Origin of the sequence: Fusibacter tunisiensis (assembly GCF_016908355.1) — a bacterium.
GTDB classification, from domain to species: Bacteria; Bacillota; Clostridia; order Peptostreptococcales; family Acidaminobacteraceae; genus Fusibacter_D; species Fusibacter_D tunisiensis.
Map to the genome: position 1 here is coordinate 59,428 of NZ_JAFBDT010000004.1, position 20,358 is coordinate 79,785.

The 20,358-nt window shown below is 39.6% G+C and carries 20 protein-coding genes; 13 read left to right on the forward strand and 7 right to left on the reverse strand.

The window, feature by feature from the left end:
* Positions 1-52: 52 nt before the first annotated feature.
* Genes JOC49_RS03950 through JOC49_RS03975 form a run of 6 tightly spaced genes read right to left on the reverse strand, consistent with a single transcriptional unit; the run spans position 53 to position 6,564 of the window.
* The gene (locus tag JOC49_RS03950; protein WP_204662599.1) at positions 53-1,234 is read right to left on the reverse strand and encodes a zinc ribbon domain-containing protein; all 1,182 of its coding nucleotides are present in this window, start codon (positions 1,232-1,234) and stop codon (positions 53-55) included.
* A gap of 15 nt (positions 1,235-1,249) precedes the next feature.
* Positions 1,250-2,326, reverse strand: coding sequence for a sensor histidine kinase (locus JOC49_RS03955; RefSeq protein WP_204662601.1), 1,077 nt, complete (start codon positions 2,324-2,326; stop codon positions 1,250-1,252).
* Between the two features lie 2 nt (positions 2,327-2,328).
* Positions 2,329-3,012, reverse strand: a complete 684-nt coding sequence (locus JOC49_RS03960) for a response regulator transcription factor (protein ID WP_204662603.1) — start codon at positions 3,010-3,012, stop codon at positions 2,329-2,331.
* 18 nt (positions 3,013-3,030) lie between these two features.
* Positions 3,031-4,197, reverse strand: coding sequence for a D-alanine--D-alanine ligase family protein (locus tag JOC49_RS03965; protein ID WP_204662605.1), 1,167 nt, complete (start codon positions 4,195-4,197; stop codon positions 3,031-3,033).
* A gap of 12 nt (positions 4,198-4,209) precedes the next feature.
* On the reverse strand, positions 4,210-5,802 hold the full coding sequence (locus JOC49_RS03970) for a Mur ligase family protein (protein ID WP_204662607.1): 1,593 nt from the start codon (positions 5,800-5,802) through the stop codon (positions 4,210-4,212).
* 3 nt (positions 5,803-5,805) lie between these two features.
* Positions 5,806-6,564, reverse strand: coding sequence for an alpha/beta fold hydrolase (locus JOC49_RS03975; RefSeq protein WP_204662610.1), 759 nt, complete (start codon positions 6,562-6,564; stop codon positions 5,806-5,808).
* A 155-nt stretch (positions 6,565-6,719) separates the two neighbouring features.
* Here JOC49_RS03975 and JOC49_RS03980 point away from each other — a divergent pair, with 155 nt between their 5' ends.
* From JOC49_RS03980 to kce, 3 genes are all read left to right on the forward strand, one after another.
* Positions 6,720-8,324, forward strand: a complete 1,605-nt coding sequence (locus JOC49_RS03980; RefSeq protein ID WP_204662613.1) for a CTP synthase — start codon at positions 6,720-6,722, stop codon at positions 8,322-8,324.
* Between the two features lie 66 nt (positions 8,325-8,390).
* The gene (kal, locus tag JOC49_RS03985; protein ID WP_204662615.1) at positions 8,391-8,780 is read left to right on the forward strand and encodes a 3-aminobutyryl-CoA ammonia lyase; all 390 of its coding nucleotides are present in this window, start codon (positions 8,391-8,393) and stop codon (positions 8,778-8,780) included.
* A gap of 9 nt (positions 8,781-8,789) precedes the next feature.
* Complete coding sequence (gene kce, locus JOC49_RS03990) at positions 8,790-9,602, forward strand: 3-keto-5-aminohexanoate cleavage enzyme (protein ID WP_204662617.1); 813 nt, start codon at positions 8,790-8,792, stop codon at positions 9,600-9,602.
* A gap of 45 nt (positions 9,603-9,647) precedes the next feature.
* On the opposite strand, the gene JOC49_RS03995 is transcribed toward kce, so the two are convergent.
* Positions 9,648-11,492, reverse strand: a complete 1,845-nt coding sequence (locus JOC49_RS03995; protein ID WP_204662619.1) for a stalk domain-containing protein — start codon at positions 11,490-11,492, stop codon at positions 9,648-9,650.
* A 136-nt stretch (positions 11,493-11,628) separates the two neighbouring features.
* Between JOC49_RS03995 and rho the strand changes: the two genes are divergently transcribed.
* From rho to upp, 10 genes are all read left to right on the forward strand, one after another.
* Positions 11,629-12,996 carry a transcription termination factor Rho gene (gene rho / locus JOC49_RS04000; RefSeq protein WP_204662621.1) on the forward strand — a complete coding sequence of 456 codons (1,368 nt, stop codon included), beginning with the start codon at positions 11,629-11,631 and terminating at the stop codon, positions 12,994-12,996.
* 103 nt (positions 12,997-13,099) lie between these two features.
* Entirely contained in the window at positions 13,100-13,300 is a 201-nt protein-coding gene (rpmE, locus tag JOC49_RS04005; protein WP_204662623.1) for a 50S ribosomal protein L31, read from the forward strand.
* A 60-nt stretch (positions 13,301-13,360) separates the two neighbouring features.
* A complete protein-coding gene (locus JOC49_RS04010; RefSeq protein ID WP_204662625.1) occupies positions 13,361-13,960 on the forward strand; it encodes a thymidine kinase in 600 nt (199 codons plus the stop codon).
* Positions 13,953-14,879 carry a DUF1385 domain-containing protein gene (locus tag JOC49_RS04015; RefSeq protein WP_204662627.1) on the forward strand — a complete coding sequence of 309 codons (927 nt, stop codon included), beginning with the start codon at positions 13,953-13,955 and terminating at the stop codon, positions 14,877-14,879. Before JOC49_RS04010 ends, JOC49_RS04015 begins: the two co-directional genes overlap by 8 nt.
* Positions 14,876-15,712, forward strand: a complete 837-nt coding sequence (gene prmC / locus JOC49_RS04020; protein ID WP_204662629.1) for a peptide chain release factor N(5)-glutamine methyltransferase — start codon at positions 14,876-14,878, stop codon at positions 15,710-15,712. Before JOC49_RS04015 ends, prmC begins: the two co-directional genes overlap by 4 nt.
* A 12-nt stretch (positions 15,713-15,724) precedes the next feature.
* Positions 15,725-16,795, forward strand: a complete 1,071-nt coding sequence (gene prfA / locus JOC49_RS04025) for a peptide chain release factor 1 (RefSeq protein WP_204662632.1) — start codon at positions 15,725-15,727, stop codon at positions 16,793-16,795.
* An 82-nt stretch (positions 16,796-16,877) separates the two neighbouring features.
* Positions 16,878-18,038, forward strand: coding sequence for a cation:proton antiporter (locus JOC49_RS04030; protein WP_204662634.1), 1,161 nt, complete (start codon positions 16,878-16,880; stop codon positions 18,036-18,038).
* A gap of 75 nt (positions 18,039-18,113) precedes the next feature.
* Positions 18,114-19,202: an L-threonylcarbamoyladenylate synthase gene (locus JOC49_RS04035; RefSeq protein ID WP_204662636.1), complete on the forward strand. Its 1,089-nt coding sequence runs from the start codon at positions 18,114-18,116 to the stop codon at positions 19,200-19,202.
* 68 nt (positions 19,203-19,270) lie between these two features.
* Positions 19,271-19,717 carry a ribose 5-phosphate isomerase B gene (rpiB, locus tag JOC49_RS04040; protein WP_204662638.1) on the forward strand — a complete coding sequence of 149 codons (447 nt, stop codon included), beginning with the start codon at positions 19,271-19,273 and terminating at the stop codon, positions 19,715-19,717.
* Positions 19,718-19,728: 11 nt separating this feature from the next.
* Positions 19,729-20,358, forward strand: a complete 630-nt coding sequence (gene upp / locus JOC49_RS04045; RefSeq protein ID WP_204662640.1) for a uracil phosphoribosyltransferase — start codon at positions 19,729-19,731, stop codon at positions 20,356-20,358.

Genomic DNA, 20,358 nt, shown 5'->3' on the forward strand with positions numbered 1-20,358 from the left:
TAAGGCCCGCATCATTCAGTAAAAGAATGAAATGCGGGCTTTTTACGTGCGCTTAGTTTTCTATATAGTAATCAACAATGAGTCTTCCTGGCGCTTTGAGTTCAAATACTTTAAAAGCCCCAGAATCTGTTAGCAAAATTCTTATACCCACGGCTGAATCGTCATTTGGATAAAAATATTCAATGGCTTCAACATTTGGAAACGCAACAGTTGACCGACTGGCAAATGCCCCACGGGCACCACTAATTAGAATTGTCAAAAGTTTGCCATCACTTGTAACAGTTGCTTCATAGCGGCCTATCTCTGACACGGTTTCAGTAGGTTCGGCTCCAGTCCAAGCATAAAGGTCAAAGACAAGTCGATCAAATGTGTCGTGATGGCCATATCTTACAGCGTAAATGTCTTGGCCATCTGAAAGTGTGCCACCAGTAAAATTACCTGTTGTAATAAATCCTTCCGGCCGAACGGGTTCAGTGGCTGCTTCGGTAGTAGGGGCGGTCTCTGATGTTGTCGTTTCAGGTTCGCTTGTGGGTTCTGGCGCCGTAGTGGGTTCTGTTTCAGAAGGCACTTGATCAGGTTCTTCGAAATTGGAAACTTCAAACTCTGATATAAGCCATTTTCCATCTGCTTGTGTGATTTCAAATTGCCATTCATAGGTTTCTGTATAAGTACCTTCAGAATTCGTCCGTGTCATTTCAGTCAGGACCTTATAGGCTGAAACATCATGGGCTTCATGAATGGGTGAAAGTTCGTAGGCATCTATTGAATCCAATGAGCCGGATTTTGAAAAGTTTTTAAGAGGTGTTAAAGACGCCTCTGAGTTTGTAAAGACATTGAGTATGGCGATGTTATCTTGGTTTACAAAAGAAGGCAGTAAAGCAAAAAATTGATCAACTTGATCTGGAGCTGTTCGGTCTGTTGGAACGACGATTGGAACTTTTGAAGTTGGTTCGGTGGCATCATCAGGTGTATCTGGTCCTAAGAGACGTCCAGCTAGGAATACAATTAACACCAAAAGCGCCAGCAGTAAAAGCACCCATATTGGGAATTTCCTTTTCGGTTCTTGAGGCGCATCCATTTCATATAAATCTTCTTCTTCTGAAGCAGTAGAATCGCCATCAAAAAGAGACCTGAGTTGAGCGTCTGTTTGTGTTGTTGACTGGAGTTCATATCCGCAAACTTTGCAGATTTCTGCAGAATCAGGGTTGTTAAAACTGCAATTTGGGCATTTCATATAGATCTCCTTCCATTAGCGGTCTAAAGGGATGTCAATGGTAAAGCAGGTTCCTTTCCCTTCTTCGCTGGTGACTTCGATTTTGCCACTATGTCCTTCCGTCAATTGCTTTACAATGGCAAGTCCCAAACCAGAACCACCTTTTTCTTTTTGATCTTTTACTTTGTTCACCATGAAAAACGGATCGAAAATATGATCTAGCACATCTTGTGGAATGCCATCTCCGTCATCTTTAATCTGTATTTGTAGATGATAATCCACAACTTTTGTCCAGATTTCAATCTTACTTTTAGCATATTTGGTAGCGTTTCCAATTATATTGTCTAGTATTTGATTGAAACGGTAGGGATCAACCAATATAAAAGTAGATATAAAAGGTTTGTTTAAAACTAAATTCAAAGGGCTGTACTTGAACTCCATGAATTTATGATTGAAATAAGCGTTGAGTAAGACACCTGAATTGATGCGCTCAAGATTAAGGGTAAACTCACCAAGTTCCTGCTTTGTATAGACGGACAGGTCATCAATTAAATGATTTAACTGATTGGTTTTGGTGAGTATGGTTTCAATATATTGGTCAAAAGTTGTTTGATCTTTTACAATGCCATCTTGAATGGCCTCCACATAACCTTGTATGGACGTAAGAGGTGTTCTTAAGTCGTGGGTTATGCTGGCAATTAAGCGTTTGCGTCTCTTTTCAATCTCGTGCTGCTCAAGAATTGTGTCTTTTAAGCGCACACGCATTTTATCAAATTCTTGACAAAATTCGCCAATTTCATTTGCCCCTTTATATTCAATGGGGTAATTGAGATTTCCTGATCGAATATGTTCTGCTGCTTTTTTCATCTGTGATATGGGATTGAAAATGTATTTGGTCACCAACAAGATAATGGCCATAAAGTAAATAATTAAAATGGTTACAAAAAGAGCCAGCATCAAAAATGGACTTTCAAGAATCCGTTGTGTCTGAATGGCGTCTAGTTTGTAGTTAAAAATCATAAAAAATAAAAATGCAGTGGTCATTAAAAGAATGCCCATCATCAAAAGTGCAAGGACACTTCTTAAGTTGAGTCGTAAGCGATGGTCTGACATGATTACCCCTTAAATTTATATCCGATTCCCCATACGGTTTCAATAAATGTAGGATTGGAAGGATCGGGTTCAATTTTTTCTCTGATTTTTCGAACGTGTACAGTGACCGTGTTAATATCACCATATTCATTGTAGCCCCATATTTCATCAAATATTTTTTCTCTAGAGAGCGCTTGATTTTTATTGAGCATTAAGTAATGCAAAATTTCAAACTCCTTAACTGAAAAAGGGATAAATCGATCTTTAATTTTAACAGTTCGGGCTTTGATGTCCAGTTCCAAATCGCCACACTGGAGCACTTCAACAGAGCCTTTACCCGAAAGTTCATTGGCCCTTCTTAAATGCGATTGAATTTTGGCAATTAACACGCGTGGACTAAATGGTTTTTCCACATAATCATCTGCGCCTAGCCCCAAGGCTAAAATCTTATCTGTATCTTCTTTTTTTGAGCTGAGCATAATAATGGGTATGCTGGATTCGTTTCGAATTTTACGGCAAAGTTCAAAGCCATCAATTTTAGGGACAATGATGTCGAGTAGTGCTAGGCTTGGTGTTTCGCTCTCAAATTTCATCAATGCTTCTTCACCATCACTGGCAGTGATTGCTATGTAACCGGAGGCATTGATGTAATCTTTGAGCAGGGTTTGAATTTGTAAATCATCTTCAACAATTAGAATTTTATCCATTGGTTCGCCTCCTAACGTTTATTTTTTTATGCCTTTTAAATCGGCAGTGGATAATATGTTAATGGTATTTGAACGCGTGAGTGATTTCTTCCGTCTATATGTTCTGTGAGCAGCTGAAATCATAGCTTCTAAGAGTTCTTTAAAGGATTTTCCGGTTGCCTCCCAGAGGTAAAAAGAGAGTGATCCGGGAATTGTGTTAAACTCGTTAATGTAAGGCAATCCACTTTGTGAATCAATCATAAAGTCAATTCTTGAAACGCCGGCACAGTCTAAAGCAACAAATGCTTCAGCGGCCATTTTTTCAATTTCTTTCTTGAGGGAATTTGTTAAGTCAGCAGGTAATTTTCTTTTTGCTGCAGACATGCCTTTGGTTTGGTTGGAATTCACATATTTTTCTTCATAGGTTAAAAAATCGGAAGCTGAAAGAGGTTCTTCACAAACAGATAACTCAAGTTTTTCGCTATCTCCTACAACGGAGATGTTAATTTCACGCATGCCTACAAGCATACGTTCAACGAGGATACGGTTGGTAAAAAACCGAGCAAGGTCGATTGCATTAATAAGTTCATTTCTATTTTTTGCAGGTGTCACACCGACACTGGATCCAATGTCAGCGGGCTTTACAATCATAGGGTAATTGAGTTTCTCTTCTAAAGCGTCAATTATAGCACTTTGATACATGATCCAGTCGTGCGTGTAGAACCAGTCACCTTCAACGACCCGGACACCAGAATTTTTCAGAAAAAGTTTGGACGCAATCTTATCCATGGTCATTGAAGCAGACAAAACATTGCATCCTATATATGGGATGTCCATATGTTCCAAAAATCCCTGTAAAGTACCGTCTTCACCACCTGTTCCATGAATAATTGGAAAAGCGATATCTACACTTGTAACATAGGCGCTTTTTAGCTTGGGTATTGGGTCTTTAATGAGCATGGCACACTTATTTGATTTTACCATATTTACTTTCTGAGATTCTGTAATAACTTTGTTTAAATCTTTAAAATGTTCAACTTCTAATAGGTAATCGCCAGTGTACCACTGATTGTCTTTTGAAATGTAGATTGGGACAACCTGATAGCCTGGCATTTTAAGCAATTGCGATATGGCTTGTTGTGCAGTGATGACGGAAACCTCGTGCTCTACGCTGGGTCCTCCAAAAAAAACACCGATATTAATCATTCCATAACCCCTTTATTCATTAAATGTATCTGGCAAGTCATTTTCAAGCAGAACAACATCATCTTGTTTCACGATTTCTGATAGTTTTGAAAAAGCATCTTGTGTGCTTTTTGCCACATAAAGTTTGGCTGGATTATATCCGCCTTCTTCAAGTCCATCTTGGATGGGACGTGTTTGGTGCTTGCCGACTAAAATTGTAAAGTCACAAGTTTTAGAAATGTTTACGCCAAAAGCTTTATTCAATTCATAGTGACGGTCACCAAGTCCAATCATCCCTGGTGTTATGATGATTTTTTGATTGCCTTCAAATTGGTCAAGTACTTCTAAGGCCATTCTTGAGCCCACAGGATTGGAATTAAAAGCGTCATCTAAAACGGTGTAGTGGTCATTAACCCGTCTAATGGACAAACGATGGTCTACTGGTTTAAGGTCCATTGTCAAATAAGGGAGTCGATCCATTGGAATCCCTAGGTTTATGGCGACAGCAGCACCTGCAACAATATTTGCAAGATTATGCCGGCCTAAAAGTTGGGTTGTTAATCTCACTTTTTTGCCACTTGGCTTGTGCACTAAGGTGAAACTTGAGCCTTTAGAGTTTACAGAGATAGATTCTATATTGAAATCAGGTGTCTCTATATTTCCGTCTGGTTGAGCAGAAAATGAGACATAATTTAAGTCGCTTCTTCTTGGCAGTCCAACGATATTGGAATCCGTTACATTTACAAAAGCTGTTCCCCCTGTTTTTAACAATCTAAACATGTTCCCTTTTTCATTGACGATGTTTTCAAAAGTTTTAAAAGTATCCAAGTGTTGTGGGCCGATGGATGTAATAATGCCCAGTGAAGGTTGAACAAATTCCATGAGTTCTTTTATATCACCCACGTGATCTGCCCCCATTTCTGCAATGAAGATTTCGTGGGTAGGCTTCATATGTTCCCGTATGGCACGTGTTAAGCCCATCTTGGTGTTAAAACTTTCAGGGGTCATTAAGACATTAAAATCTTTAGAGAGCATTGCATTTAAAACGTTTTTTGTACTTGTTTTCCCATAACTTCCTGTAATTCCAATTATGGTTAAGTTTGGAACTTTAGCCAAAGTTTTATGCGCATCATTGTAGTACCAATTGTTGATGGTAAGTTCCATAGGTTTGTTGATAAGATTCGATGCGATGACGGTTATAAATCCAAATAAATATAAGGCTAAAATCAAAATAACGCTTGCCCAAGTTACCATGAAAAAAGTAAGGGTCATAAGACCAATAAGTTGAATGGCATTTGTAACAAGCAAGCGTTTAACCCTAGGTGTGTATTTTAGTTTCTTCTTCGCAGCATATGCCGTTCGTATAAGATGAAAAAAATAGACGTCAATCAGGATGAGTAACAGCCCTATAAGTCGACTCCATAAGGTGTCTGTAAGTTGTGTTAGAAAAACGCCGCCTATGAAAAGCACTTCGTGTGGTCTTATAATCTTGGTGTAATTTCCAAATCGCCACTTGATATAATTTTTATTTTTATAACTGATTTGCTGTAAATGGTGAATGTGGGTATGTGTCTTATACCAGGCAGCAATCGTTACAACACTGATTATAAGTATGTCTAAAAACATGCATTAGCCTCCAAGAAAAGAATTCAATACGATAAGCGTCCGTTCGGGTTCTTCCAAATAAGAAAAATGACCAGCACCATCAAAGACAACAAGTCCAGCATCTGGAATTAATTTTTCCATAGTTTTACCATCTTCAAGTGGTGTGCTATCATCTTCAGATCCCCAAATGAGCAGTGTAGAAGCTGTAATTTTTGGCAAAAGGTAGGTTAAATCTTCGTTGACGACTTTAGACAAGGTTTGCTTCATAACCACATCTGCATTTTTGTAATCAGAACTTGAATACTTTTGCCTGTAAGCTTCAAGTGGTTCTTTTAAAATCCATGAAAGTACCGGAATTCGTGCAATGTTTTTAAAGAGTTTGTAGCCATAGACCTTTAAATAGTAGTCAGATTTACGTTTAGGCTTTATACCAGCACTGTCTATTAAAACCAATTTTTTATAATTGAAACGCTGCGACAAGCGTAGGGCAACCCTTCCGCCGAAAGAATGCCCAATGGGGATGAACTCAGTTAACTTAAGTTCTTTTATAAAGGCTTCTGTCATATTGACGTAGTCATCTAGTGACCACGGGCGATCAGGCTTATCTGACGCGCCAAATCCAGGGAAATCTAGTGCGATGATTTCATAATTGTTTTTAAGATGTGTCGTAAGGCAATTAAAACTTTCACAGTTTGCACCCCACCCGTGTAAAAACAGGAGAGGGGTCCCCCCACCTGTTTGGGTATAGTTTATGGACAGTTTATCGTATTTAAAAATGGGCATAAATCAACCTCTTTTTTTCTTTATTATTGTTACCCTTTATTTTATCATAAAAGAGAGTGAAAGAAACTACTTTATGCGGATTTTTGCGTATTGACTGGGCTTATTAATATGGGTATACTATTTTTTTATTGCCTTGGTTTTGAAAGGAGTAGGGTATGGCGACAAAGTACATATTTGTAACAGGTGGCGTGGTGTCATCACTTGGAAAAGGTATAACAGCAGCATCACTTGGTCAATTGTTGAAAGCACGTGGATTAAGTGTGACCATTCAAAAATTTGACCCTTATATCAATGTGGACCCTGGGACGATGAGTCCCTACCAACATGGGGAAGTTTTTGTGACGGATGATGGGGCAGAAACCGATTTAGATTTGGGCCATTACGAGCGGTTTATTGACATTAATTTATCAAAATACAGCAATGTTACAACTGGAAAAATTTACTTCAGTGTTTTATCGAAGGAACGGCGCGGGGATTATCTTGGCGCAACGGTGCAAGTGATTCCGCATATCACCAATGAAATTAAAGAACGTCTCAAAGTATCTGCAAGAGAATCGGGTGCAGACATTGTGATAACAGAAATAGGCGGAACGGTTGGCGATATTGAGTCTTTACCGTTTTTAGAAGCGATTCGTCAAATGAAATATGATGTTGGGCATGAGAATGTCATGTATATACATTTAACGTTGTTGCCCTATCTTGGTAAAGCTGGTGAAGTCAAAACAAAACCGACACAACATTCTGTTAAGGAACTTAGAGGGATTGGCATCCAACCGGATTTAATTGTATGTCGGACTGAAAAACCAGTAACTGCTGAGCTGAAAGGCAAAATTGCTATGTTTTGTAGTGTTCCAGAAAATCGCGTGATTCAAAACGTGGATTCTGATACACTTTATTCTGTACCACTTGCACTTGAAAAAGAAGGTTTATCAAAGATTGTTTGCGACTTTTTTAAGTTGTCCTGTAAGGCACCGGATTTGTCTGCGTGGGAAAAAATCGTAACGATCGAACAGCATTTAAAAAAGAAGGTGTCCATTGGACTTGTTGGGAAATATGTGGAATTACGAGATGCTTATCTGTCTGTTGCAGAAGCCTTGAAGCATGCTGGAATTGCCAATCAAGTCCAAGTGGAAATTCATTGGATTCATTCTGAAGATTTGAATCGGGAAAATGTGACTGACGTATTAGACAAAATGCATGGGATTATAGTACCTGGTGGGTTTGGAAATCGTGGGATAGAAGGAAAATTGGCAGCAATTGAATTTGCACGGACACATAAGGTCCCTTATTTTGGAATTTGTCTGGGAATGCAAATGGCAATTGTGGAATTTGCACGAAATGTTATGGGCATTGAAGCCGCACACAGTTCTGAACTTGACGGGTTGACGCCAGAACCTGTTATTGATTTAATGCCAGATCAAAAAGACCTTGAAAACATGGGTGGAACCATGCGGTTGGGCCTTTATCCATGTAAGGTGAAAGCAGATACCAAGGCTTATGCGGCATATGATGCCCCTTTAATTTATGAACGCCATAGGCACCGTTATGAGTTCAATAATGCTTATAGGTGTGATTTTGAAACGGCGGGACTTGTGTTCAGCGGTTTGTCACCGGATGAACGATTGGTTGAGATAGTTGAATTGCCGGAACATCCGTGGTTTGTAGCGGCACAGTTTCATCCAGAATTCAAATCGAGGCCAACGCGACCACATCCTTTATTCAATGCCTTTGTTGAAGCAGCATCAAAACAAGCACTATGATTTCCTGACCGATTGTTGTAAAATAGGAGGTGCAAGAGGGAAAACTATTTTTACGGAGGGATACTTATGTCAGAAAAAGCAATGATTAGAGTCCGAATGAGCATGCATGATGCCCATTATGGTGGCAATTTAGTGGACGGTGCACGGATGCTCAACCTTTTTGGGGACGTTGCAACTGAGTTGTTGATTCGTCAAGATGGCGATGAGGGCTTGTTTGCCGGTTATGAAAGTGTTGAATTTTTAGCGCCGGTTTACGCAGGGGACTATATTGAAGCTGTTGGTGAAATCACCAAGTTGGGAAACAGCTCCAGAAAAATGACTTTTGAAGCACGAAAAGTGATTGTTCCCAGACCTGATCTCAATGAATCTGCTTGTGATGTTTTGGAAACGCCGATAGTTGTATGCCGAGCGGTTGGCACTTGTGTTGTCCCAAAAGACAAACAGCGCAACAAATAGGAGGGTGTTATGGAAAAGTTAATTATAACAGCTGCCTTGACAGGCGCTGAAGTTACGCGTGAACAACAGCCTAATTTGCCACTCACGGCTGATGAAATTGCGACTGAAGCTTATGAATGTTATAAAGCAGGTGCATCAATTGTACATGTACACGCTCGGGACGAAAAGGGTGAACCAACTCAAGATAAGGAAGCATATCGCGCCATAAAAGATGCCATTTCAGAGAAATGCAATATTATATTTCAGCCTTCTACTGGAGGTGCTGTCTGGCATTCGCCTGAAGAACGTCTTCAGCCGGTGGAGTTGTCACCAGAAATGGCAACACTTAGTGCGGGGACCTGTAATTTTGGCCCAGATGTTTTCATGAATTCGGAAGCTTATATAGAAAAATTTGCCATAAGAATGCAGGAGCTGGGTGTTAAACCTGAAATTGAGGTTTTTGAACGTGGTATGATTGAAAATGCAAAGAAATTGGCAAAAAAAGGTCTTGTAAAAACACCAATGCATTTTGATTTGGTGCTGGGTGTACCGGGTGCTTGCCCAGGAACACCAGAAGACTTAATGTTTATGGTATCTCAGCTCCCTGAAGGATCGACATGGACGGTTGCTGGAATTGGCAGAAGCGAATTGCCACTTGCCGTTATGGCAATTGTACTCGGTGGTCATGTAAGGGTTGGTTTTGAAGACAACGTTTATTATAGTAAAGGCAGACTGGCCAAATCTAATGCAGAACTTGTAGAGCGGATTGTAAGATTGGCGGCTGAAATGGGTCGTGAAGTTGCAACGCCAGATGAAGCAAGGGCAATTTTAAATATTAAATAAAATGAGAATCCCAAGGTTGCATTTTGAAGCACCCTTGGGATTTTTTTAAAATGGTAAGGTTTCGATTTGAGTAAATTTTTCATAAAATGAGAGTTTTGATGCATTAAAACCATTGCTTGGACCACCATCTATCTTGATTTTTAAGTCTCCAGAAATATCTGCAACAAGCCACTTGCCATTGATATAGGCTTCAGTCCAAAAATGAGTGAAATCACCTGAAGTCCCTTGGACCACTCTGGCTGGAATATCAATTGCACGCAAAAGTCCAACGTAAAGGAGTGGCAACTCAAGGACATTGGCCGATTTTAACTGTACCAAATCTCCAATTGATTTTAAATCACCATCAAATGAAGTGGTGTCTAAAGTATAATTCAAATACAGCCATTCATAGATTCCAAGTGCCTTAGCATAGGAACTGGTTAAGTTATAAGTAATCCGACTGCTGGTGGTAAAAATATCCGGATTGTCAAAATCAACAAATTGCGAAGGCAACAAATCCTTAATCGGGTCGCTTGAAAGATTGACGACACTCATGTTTAGAATTGGTTTGTCTCTGTTGATCTTGCTATCTTCAGCAAGTGTTAATTTAATATAGTCTCCCAATGATGTAATGGTTGGATTGATCTGAACAGTTCCGTCATCGGTGGGGGTATCATTCATATGGGCATAGATTTTAATATTGTGTTTTCCCAGTCCAAAAGGGGTATAAATGAATTTGTCAAATGAATTGTTTCGAACGGGTACATACATCATAACCGCATCGTTGTCTTTGGAAATTTCGACATAGAATCCAAGAAGTGCGTCATTTAGACCAACCTTCCCCTTAAAGTGCAGTTGGTTTTCTACCACCATATTTGAGTACAGTAATGTGTCCAAATGAATGTCAGCATTGAAAAAAGTGTTGAATTCTACATAATGTTCAGACAAATTGTTAATGGATAATTTGTTGATTTCAAAAGTTGAAACAATTGTATCAAATATTTCCCTGCTCAAAGGGTTGTCATTTAAATCTGTATAAGTAGCTGTAAACAGATAGCCGGTTTTGTTTTCGAAAATTACATATAATATGTGATGCGTCCGGCGTTTAGGGTCGGGATTGTCCAGCGTGTAGTAAAGGGCCGAAGCATAGCTGTCGCCAACTTGAATCAGTTTTGTTCCAGTAATTTCAATGGCTTTATCATGGGCATAAAGCAAATTTTCCTGAAGACTTTTTAAAAGTGAAACTCGGGTAAACGTATCATCAAGTGGTAGGATTCTACTGTCAATTCTGTAGTGTTCATAATCGGCAATAAAGCCATATGCCCCATAGGCATCCGACATCGTTTCCCAGTATTCTGGAACATAAAAACTAACGCCCCAGTCCAAGAGCTTTACACGTTTATAATGATAGTACCCTATTTGGCGGTATTGATGGACTTCTTCCCTGTAATTGAGATAAACTGTTTTCGTTGATTCTTCATAGGAATAATTGAGTTCAAAGGCGTTTGCAACAACACTTAAAGGCACATAAATTTGAGACTTGTGCGTAAGCGCATGAATTGGCATCGCAGAAGGGTAACCATTAAGGGTATATGTATCCTTCCCAGCTGTGAACTTTACAAACACATTGTCTTTATAAGCAACCAATTGGTTATGTGCCTCATAGGTGTAAACTTGGGCACTGATGCTCTCCATGAACCACTTGGCCGGGACCATGATTTGGCCTTTTAATAGGTAGGGTTCTTCAGGATAAGCCATTTGTTTTTGGTTTAGAATAAGTGTGACCTTTTTGACGTCACCACTTCTGGAAGGTGACAAGGTGTTTGCAAAGGTCTGATTAGACACGACTATAAGGAATGACAGAAGAAGAGCCAAACCAATTGTAAATAAGAATTTTGAATATTTAAACATAAGCCTCACCGTTTGAATTCAAACATTGATTGTGGTAGTATTAAACTAAACTTTCATCTAGAATATATCACAAAATGAGGGGCGTCAATCACGCAATTGTTAATTGTTGCGCGGATTTAATATATCGGAGGCATGAATGGAAATTGATCAGTTAAGGGTGAAGAAAGTTGCCGACTTAAGGGAAATTGCAAAAGCAATGAAAATCCCACACGTGGCGCGGTATAAGAAAGATGAGTTGATTGATTTAATTGTCAATGGCAACACAGAGGAAGAAACCGAACTAGAAGTGGATTCTGAAAAACCTGTTGAAATTGAATCGGATTCAACCTATAAAGAAGTGGTTCGCACACTGGAAGAGCCACAGGAAAAACGCAGAAAACCTGAAGCCACTCAAGAAGTTGTTGAGGGGGTACTTGAAATCATTGACCAGGGCTATGGGTTTTTAAGATTTGAAAACTTTCTTACCAGTGACCGTGATGTTTATGTGTCACCTTCTCAAATTCGAAAATTCTCGATGCGAACAGGCGATAAAATTACTGGAATTACCAGACAAGCAAATGCAGGTGAACGGTTTAATGCCCTTTTAAGGGTTAATAAAATTAATGGTGATAAGCCTATCGCCAATTACAAACGGCCAAAATTTGAAGATTTGACGCCACTCTATCCAAAATCGAGATTTAGACTTGAACGCAGTGCCAATGAACATGCACTTAGAATTATTGATTTTGTTTCGCCCATTGGGAAGGGTCAAAGGGGACTCATTGTTGCGCCGCCTAAATCAGGGAAAACCATATTATTGCAGAAAATTGCAAAGGCAATATCTGCAAATTATCCGGAAGTTGAATTGATTATATTGCTTATAGATGAACGCCCTGAAGAGGTGACGGACATGAAGCGTTCGATAAATGGGGATGTGGTTTATTCAACGTTTGACGAACTGCCATCTCATCATATTAAAGTTGCAGAAATGGTCTTAAGCAGGGCCAAGGCACTTGTGGAGCAAAACAAGGATGTTGTGATTTTGCTTGATAGTATCACACGGTTGGCAAGAGCTTATAATCTTGTGATGCCATCAAGTGGTAAAACACTTTCAGGCGGTTTGGATCCCAATGCCCTCCACAGACCAAAACGGTTTTTTGGAGCCGCACGAAACACAGAAGAAGGTGGGTCTTTGACAATTTTAGCAACAGCGCTTGTTGAAACGGGTTCTCGTATGGATGATGTGATTTTTGAAGAGTTTAAAGGCACGGGAAATATGGAACTTCTTTTAGACCGAAAATTATCAGAAAAACGTATCTTCCCTTCTATTGATTTACGGAAATCGGGGACACGCCGAGAAGAATTTTTATTTGAAAAAAATGAGCTTGAGGCAGTTTGGAATATACGTCGGAACTTTGATAAATACAACAACATGGAAATTATTGAACGGTTTATTGATACGTTGGTGTCCACGAAATCTAATCGCGAGTTAATTGATCTTATCAACAAAGACTTAAATAATTAACAAAATGTTATTGAAAGAAAAAAGGCTTTATGTTACAATGATAAGGCTTGAAATTTGATTATCTAATTTGATATAAACAATAACGAAGAGTGAGGTGAAAAAAATGAAAGAAGGAATTCATCCTAATTACAAGGAAGTAGACGTACACTGTGCGTGTGGCAATAACTTTAAGACCCGTTCAACAAAATCTGAGATTAAAGTTGAAATCTGTTCAGAATGTCATCCGTTTTTCACAGGCACTGCAAAGTCTGTAGAGCGTGGCGGTAGAGCAGAGAAGTTTAAAGAGAAATACAATCTTAAATAAGTTGCTGTGATTAGGTTAGGATGGGGTAATCCTAACCTTTTTTGTTTATAGGGGGTCGAAATGGCAAAGTTGTATTTTAGATATGGCGCCATGAACTGCGGTAAGTCAACGGCGCTGATGCAGGTGGTTCACAATTATCATGAACGTGGCATGCGCGCTATGGTAATCAAACCTTATACAGACACAAAAGGCGGGGACCAAATTGTGTCACGTCTTGGAATTGTAAGAAAAGCAGATTTGATTATCAAGTCGGATGAAAGTGTTAAGGCAATGCTAGACGACTGGCGTGTTAGGCATGGTGAAGTGAATTGTATTATGGTGGACGAAGCTCAGTTTTTTAAAGCATCTCAGATAGATGAGTTTTTTGAGATTGCTGTAAAGCGTAATGTGCCCGTAATTTGCTATGGATTAAGAACGGATTTTTCCACTCGAGGGTTTGAGGGCTCTGAGCGCCTCTTGCTGTTGGCCCATAGTTTGGAAGAACTGAAGACCATTTGTCGTTGTGGACGTAAGGCAGTATTGAACGGTCGTAAAGTAAACGGAAAATTTGTGTTTGAAGGTGAACAAGTGGCAATTGATGGCGAAGATCAAGTTGAATACGAATCTTTGTGTGCCAATTGTTATTTCGAACTGAAAGAAAAGGAAAAAAATCATGAGTGACTATAAACCCAATGGATTTACAAGTATTGGCGGGCAAGCCCTAATTGAGGGCGTTATGATGCGCGGCAAAGAAACCATCGCCATAGCTGTACGAAAGCCTGATGGTGAGATTGAAATGAAAACAGAATCAGTTTCTGCAGTTTCAAAAATGAAGCTTACAAAACTTCCTATATTTAGAGGCGTATTTTCTTTAATTAGTTCAATGGTAGTAGGGGTGCGTGCACTCACTTATTCCGCTGAATTTTACGCCTTGGATGAAGCGGAAGAAAAGGATTGGTTTGAAAAGAAACTTGATAAAATATTTGGAGAGAAGGCAGACGATGTGCTTTTGGGATTTTCAATAGTATTCGCCTTTGCCTTTGCCCTTCTTTTGTTTGGCGTTTTACCGACTGGAATTGTAGGATTCTTTAAGCGATTTGTAGAGAGTGCTTGGGTTCTAAGTGCTATGGAAGGTGTTTTAAAATTTGCGATGTTTATTACCTATATTGTTGTGATTTCTAAAATGAAGGAAATAAAGCGTGTTTTTGAATACCATGGCGCGGAACATAAAACCATTCATTGTTACGAAAGTGGAAAAGAGGTAACCGTTGAAAATGCAAAAACATTTACAACATTGCACCCAAGATGCGGAACAAGTTTTATGTTTTATGTGCTATCAATCAGCATTATTTTGTTCAGCTTTTTAAGTTGGGATAATCTGCTGCTTAGAATTGTATCAAAGATTGTTCTTTTGCCAGTCGTAGCCGGTTTATCATATGAGTTGATTAAGTTGGCCGGAAAATCGACTCATCCCATAGTTAAAGTGTTAAGTGCACCGGGACTTTGGCTTCAAAAGTTGACCACAAACGAGCCGGATGATGCCCAATTAGAAGTCGCAATTGCCGCTTTTAAACGTGTTTTGGAGGATGAAGAAAAATGATCATCAAGGCATTGCATCAGCAAGTTGAATTCCAGCTGAAGCATGTTACGGAATCCTGGCAATTTGAAGCAAAAACGTTACTGTGCCATTTTTTAAAACTCTCATTTTTAGATTTGATTTTTAATGGGAAAGAAGAGGTGGCTAAAACTGATATTGAAGCAATTGAGTCAGCTGTTAGACGGCGATTAGAGGGCGAGCCCCTTCAATATATTTTGGGAACTCAGGCATTTATGGGACTAACTTTTGTGGTTACACATAGTGTTTTGATTCCTAGGCCTGAAACAGAGGTGCTTGTGGCTTGGGTTATAGACCAAATTAAACCAAGTGACACTGTTTTAGATGTTGGAACTGGAAGTGGTGCAATTGCCATTTCCATAGCAAAAAAATCCCCTGTACAAAAAGTCTATGCTGTGGATATTTCAGAGAAAGCTCTTGAAGTCGCGCGTCTTAATGCAGACCGATTAGAGGTTTCCAGTCAAATAGAGTTTTATCAAGGAGACCTACTTGAGCCTATTGAGGAAAAAACGTTTGATCTTATTGTATCGAACCCCCCATACATTCCAGAAAAAGATGCTGAAATTTTGATGCGAGAAGTGGTTGCACATGAACCGGGACTTGCACTTTTTGGTGGTGTAGATGGTTTAGATTTTTATAGGCGTTTAATACCGGAAGCGCTTAAGTGTTTAAAACCTGGCGGTTTATTGGTTTTTGAAGCGGGTCATGACCAGTCAGATCAAATTGTTAAAATGATGCTTTTAAGCGGTTATGTGGATGTTGGTACGTTTAAAGATTTGTGTGACATTCCACGATTTATTTATGGTAAAAAAACATGATGGAGGCTTAACATGTTTGATAAATTGGAATTTATTGAAGAAAAATTTGAAGAGTTGGGATTGAAGATTTCAGATCCCAATGTGATTGACGATCAAAAGTTATGGCAGAAGCTTATGAAAGAGCACTCTGAAATGACACCGATTGTTGAAAAGTACAAGGAATATAAGGCGGTTAAGCAGGGCATTCAGGATGCAAAAGAAATTATTCATGAAACCAATGACGATGAAATGAAAGATCTCGCAAAAATGGAACTTTCTGAATTGGAAGCGTCTATGGAGACCATTGAACTTGACCTAAAAAAACTCCTTCTGCCAAAGGACCCCAATGATGGTAAAGACGTTATTTTGGAAGTTAGGGCAGGTGCTGGTGGTGATGAAGCGGGACTATTTGCAGCAGAACTTCTTAGACTTTATATAAGGTTTTCAGAGCGAAATAGATGGAAGGTTGAGGTGCTTAACACCAGTGAAACTGGCGTTGGTGGTATTAAGGAAGCCTCTGTCTTAATTAAGGGATCTAATGTTTACTCTCGTATGAAGTATGAAAGTGGAACACACCGGGTTCAAAGAATTCCTCAAACTGAATCCGGAGGTAGAATTCATACATCAACTGCAACTGTTGCAGTTTTGCCAGAAGTGGATGATGTAGAGGTAGAGATTAAACAAAATGACCTTAGGGTTGATGTGTTTAGATCCTCTGGTAATGGCGGACAAAGTGTAAATACAACAGATTCAGCTGTTCGAATCACACACTTGCCGACAGGTCTTGTGGTAAGCTGTCAAGATGGAAAATCACAACTCAGTAACAAGGAAAAAGCGATGCAGGTTCTGCGTGCAAGACTTTATGAAATGGAATTGAGTAAGCAAAACGAAGAAATTGCGGAACAAAGAAGAAGTCAAGTTGGAACAGGTGATCGAAGCGCAAAAATTAGAACTTATAATTTCCCGCAAGGGCGTATTACAGACCATCGAATTCCAATTACCATTTATAAGTTGGATCAATTTATGGATGGCGAAATCAATGAGATGATTGACGAATTGACAACGTTTTATCAAGCAGAAGACCTTAAATCCCTTGAAAATTAACAATTTTCAGGTTTCCCCTTGAAATATTTTACTGGCAGGAGTATACTTGTCGAGTGTTTAAGCATTAGAACAGGGGGAAGATATGGAATCAAGTTATTGGTTTATGGTACAACTTGCCTTGATTTTGTTAGCGGCGAATGTTGCGGGGAAACTGAGCGAAAAATTTAAGCAACCGGCAGTTATGGGGCAAATTCTTATTGGACTTGTTTTAGGAGCCGGTTTGATGGAAAAAACAGAAATTATAGAACAATTCGCACAGATTGGTGTGGTGTTCTTGATGTTTATTGCTGGACTTGAGACAGATGTGAAAGAACTTTTGGCATCGATCAAGTCTTCATCTTTGATTGCGCTTGGCGGCATTGTATTTCCTGCATTTTTGGTTTTTGCGGGGATGATGATTGTATTTCCAAATCAGTCCATGCTCGTGGCGTTATTTTTGGGAATCGTCTCTACAGCCACTTCGGTAAGCATATCGGTTCAAACGTTAAGGGAAATACATCAACTCAGAACGAAACAAGGCCTTATGATTCTTGGGGCGGCTATAATTGATGATATTGCAGGTATTATATTGCTCACCTTATTGGTGGGACTTGTAAAGCCTGGCGCATCTAGTTCTGTTGGCGTTGTAACCTTAAAAATCGTTGCATTTTTTACAATTCTTTATGCAGTAGGCTTCGTCGTTGTGAAATTCTTACGTAAAATCAAAGATGATGTAGTTGGTGATGAACAAATTATAGTTTTTTCGATTATACTCTGCTTTATCTTGGCATTTATGTCAGAAGAGTTTGGTGTAGCTGCCATAACAGGCGCTTATTTTGCAGGGGTTATTTTTTCAATGACTTCTTTCAAACACAGAGTCTCACACGACGTCAATAAGGTTTCAAATCTACTGTTCACACCAATTTTCTTTGTTGGAATCGGTATGGACATCAATTTAAGTGCCGCAGCAACTGCTGTTGGTGTTGGATCACTTTTGATTGTTATGGGGATTATTGGGAAAATTGTAGGTTGTGGACTGGGCGCGAGATTGTCTGGATTTACATTGGATGATTCTCTACAAATCGGTGTTGGCATGGTGCCTAGGGCTGAGGTTGCAATTATCGTTGCCAATCTAGGTCTTCAGATGGCAATTCTTTCAGAAAAAGACATGGCGGCAACGGTTGTTATGGTACTTGTAACCACACTGGTAACACCGTCCATGTTAAAGTGGACCTTTAATCGGGTTCATAAATCTGTCGCATAATTTGAACCCTCCTTTGAAACCTAATTTTTGGTTTTGATAAGAGGGTTTTTTATTGAGTTGGTGTGAGGCGTAACTATGAAAAAAAATACGATGATAATACAGGTGGATACCCCGCAATTTGATCGAGATATTGAGCGGGCGGCTACCCTACTAAAAAAAGGTGAAAATGTTGCTTTTCCAACCGAGACTGTGTATGGACTTGGTGGAAACGCTTTTGATGAACAGGCCATTTTGGGCATCTATGAAGCTAAGGGTAGGCCATCAGATAATCCGTTAATTGTACATATTTCAAACAAAAAAATGTTGGAAGACTTAGCGATAGAGATTCAACCTTATGTTTGGCATTTAATAGAAGCATTTTGGCCAGGGCCCTTGACAGTTGTCTTGAAAAAAAAACAAGCGGTTTCCAGCCGAGTAACAGGAGGACTTGACACAGTTGCAGTCCGCATGCCAAATCATCCTGTGGCTTTAAAATTGATTGAATTAGCCGGTGTTCCGGTTGCAGCCCCTTCAGCCAATTTGTCAGGGAGACCAAGCCCGACAAAAGCAGCATATGTGATTGAAGACTTGACGGGCCGGGTTGCGTGTATTGTAGCGGGAGAAGCGTGTGAAATTGGGCTAGAATCAACAGTTTTGGATGTGACGGGAGAAAATCCAGTTATTTTAAGACCGGGCAGTGTGACACAAGAACAAATTGAATCTGTAGTGGGTTCTTGTGAAGTTGATCCAGCTTTGCGCGATTTTTCTTCAGAATTTGCACCAAAATCTCCGGGGATGAAATACAAACACTATGCCCCTGAAGCTCAAGTAACGGTGTATCGAGGCGATGGTACGCAAATCATTCAGATGCTTGAGACCAAGTGCCTGGATGCGATTTCTAATGGGTATAGAATTGGGCTTATGATATTTGAAGCAGACGACCTGGTTTTACGTAATCTTTCAAAAGATTGGCCTGAGAATTGGCAAGCCCATGTTGAAATTTGTTTGGAAGGAAATCCCTCGGATCTATCAGAATTCGCCAGAAAACTTTTTGGGGATATGCGATACTTAGATGGTAAAGGCTGCCAATCAATCTATATACATGGGGTGGAAGAAACGCACCTTGGCCGTGCCATTATGAATCGCCTTGAAAAGGCCTCAGAGGGACGTGTTTTCAAAATTTAATTTGTGTTTGTATAGGATGTTTATTATAATGTATTAGATAAATAATTGTATATTTTAGGAGGTGTCAAATGAAAATCGCTTTAGGGTCAGACCATGGCGGATACGATTTGCGACTTGCCATAAAAGCACATTTGGAGAGTCGGGGCTTTGAGGTTCAAGATTTTGGAACGCATACAAAAACATCCTGTGATTACCCAGATTATGCACTTGAAGTATCCAATTCTATTGTTTCAGGTGAAAATGACCTCGGTGTTTTGGTCTGTGGTACAGGACTTGGAATTTCAATAGCGGCCAACAAGGTTAAAGGCATCATTGCGGCACCTGTGAGTGATACGTTTAGTGCTGAAATGGCTAGAAGACACAACAATGCCAACATTATTGCGCTTGGTGGACGTGTTGTGGGTGAAGGCTTGGCACTTAAAATAATTGATGCATTCTTCGATGCATCATTTGAAGGCGGACGACATGAAACGCGTGTTGGCAAAATCAAGGCAATTGAAGCCGATAATTTGTAAAGGGGTGCAAAATGAGTAAAGTACATGAATTGAATCATCCATTAATTCAGCACAAGTTGAGTTTAATCAGAGACAAGAATACAGGTTCTAAAGAATTTAGAGAACTTGTAAAAGAAGTTTCAATGCTTTTGGCTTTTGAAGTGACACGTGATTTGCCACTGGAGGAAGTTGAAATTGAAACCCCTGTGTGTATGGCTAAAACAAAAATACTTGCGGGGAGAAAATTGGGAATTGTACCAATTTTAAGAGCGGGACTCGGAATGGTTGATGGCTTTTTAAACCTTTTGCCGGCTGCAAAAGTTGGCCACATTGGACTTTACCGTGATCCTGAAACTTTAATTCCTGTGGAATATTATTGTAAATTGCCCTCTGATGTCAATGAAAGAGATTTGATTGTTGTGGATCCTATGCTTGCAACAGGTGGATCTGCCAATGCAGCAATTCAGTTTATAAAAGACAAAGGTGCTCAAAGCATCAAGCTCGTTTGCTTGATTGGCTGTCCAGAAGGCCTTGCGGCGGTTCAAAAAATGCATCCAGATGTGGATGTTTATATAGCGGCAATAGATGAAAAATTAAACGATCATGCCTATATTGTTCCAGGATTAGGTGATGCTGGTGACAGATTATATGGCACAAAATAA

Bases quoted from the DNA above. Each gene is read 5' to 3' on its own strand.
- JOC49_RS03965 (WP_204662605.1), bottom strand. From the start codon at position 4,197: ATGATTAATATCGGTGTTTTTTTTGGAGGACCCAGCGTAGAGCACGAG.
- rho (WP_204662621.1), top strand. From the start codon at position 11,629: ATGGAAATTGATCAGTTAAGGGTGAAGAAAGTTGCCGACTTAAGGGAA.
- JOC49_RS03960 (WP_204662603.1), bottom strand. From the start codon at position 3,012: ATGGATAAAATTCTAATTGTTGAAGATGATTTACAAATTCAAACCCTG.
- prmC (WP_204662629.1), top strand. From the start codon at position 14,876: ATGATCATCAAGGCATTGCATCAGCAAGTTGAATTCCAGCTGAAGCAT.
- JOC49_RS03970 (WP_204662607.1), bottom strand. From the start codon at position 5,802: ATGTTTTTAGACATACTTATAATCAGTGTTGTAACGATTGCTGCCTGG.
- JOC49_RS03955 (WP_204662601.1), bottom strand. From the start codon at position 2,326: ATGTCAGACCATCGCTTACGACTCAACTTAAGAAGTGTCCTTGCACTT.
- JOC49_RS03995 (WP_204662619.1), bottom strand. From the start codon at position 11,492: ATGTTTAAATATTCAAAATTCTTATTTACAATTGGTTTGGCTCTTCTT.
- JOC49_RS04010 (WP_204662625.1), top strand. From the start codon at position 13,361: ATGGCAAAGTTGTATTTTAGATATGGCGCCATGAACTGCGGTAAGTCA.
- JOC49_RS04015 (WP_204662627.1), top strand. From the start codon at position 13,953: ATGAGTGACTATAAACCCAATGGATTTACAAGTATTGGCGGGCAAGCC.
- JOC49_RS03950 (WP_204662599.1), bottom strand. From the start codon at position 1,234: ATGAAATGCCCAAATTGCAGTTTTAACAACCCTGATTCTGCAGAAATC.
- kce (WP_204662617.1), top strand. From the start codon at position 8,790: ATGGAAAAGTTAATTATAACAGCTGCCTTGACAGGCGCTGAAGTTACG.
- JOC49_RS03980 (WP_204662613.1), top strand. From the start codon at position 6,720: ATGGCGACAAAGTACATATTTGTAACAGGTGGCGTGGTGTCATCACTT.
- rpmE (WP_204662623.1), top strand. From the start codon at position 13,100: ATGAAAGAAGGAATTCATCCTAATTACAAGGAAGTAGACGTACACTGT.
- JOC49_RS04035 (WP_204662636.1), top strand. From the start codon at position 18,114: ATGAAAAAAAATACGATGATAATACAGGTGGATACCCCGCAATTTGAT.
- rpiB (WP_204662638.1), top strand. From the start codon at position 19,271: ATGAAAATCGCTTTAGGGTCAGACCATGGCGGATACGATTTGCGACTT.
- prfA (WP_204662632.1), top strand. From the start codon at position 15,725: ATGTTTGATAAATTGGAATTTATTGAAGAAAAATTTGAAGAGTTGGGA.
- upp (WP_204662640.1), top strand. From the start codon at position 19,729: ATGAGTAAAGTACATGAATTGAATCATCCATTAATTCAGCACAAGTTG.
- JOC49_RS04030 (WP_204662634.1), top strand. From the start codon at position 16,878: ATGGAATCAAGTTATTGGTTTATGGTACAACTTGCCTTGATTTTGTTA.
- JOC49_RS03975 (WP_204662610.1), bottom strand. From the start codon at position 6,564: ATGCCCATTTTTAAATACGATAAACTGTCCATAAACTATACCCAAACA.
- kal (WP_204662615.1), top strand. From the start codon at position 8,391: ATGTCAGAAAAAGCAATGATTAGAGTCCGAATGAGCATGCATGATGCC.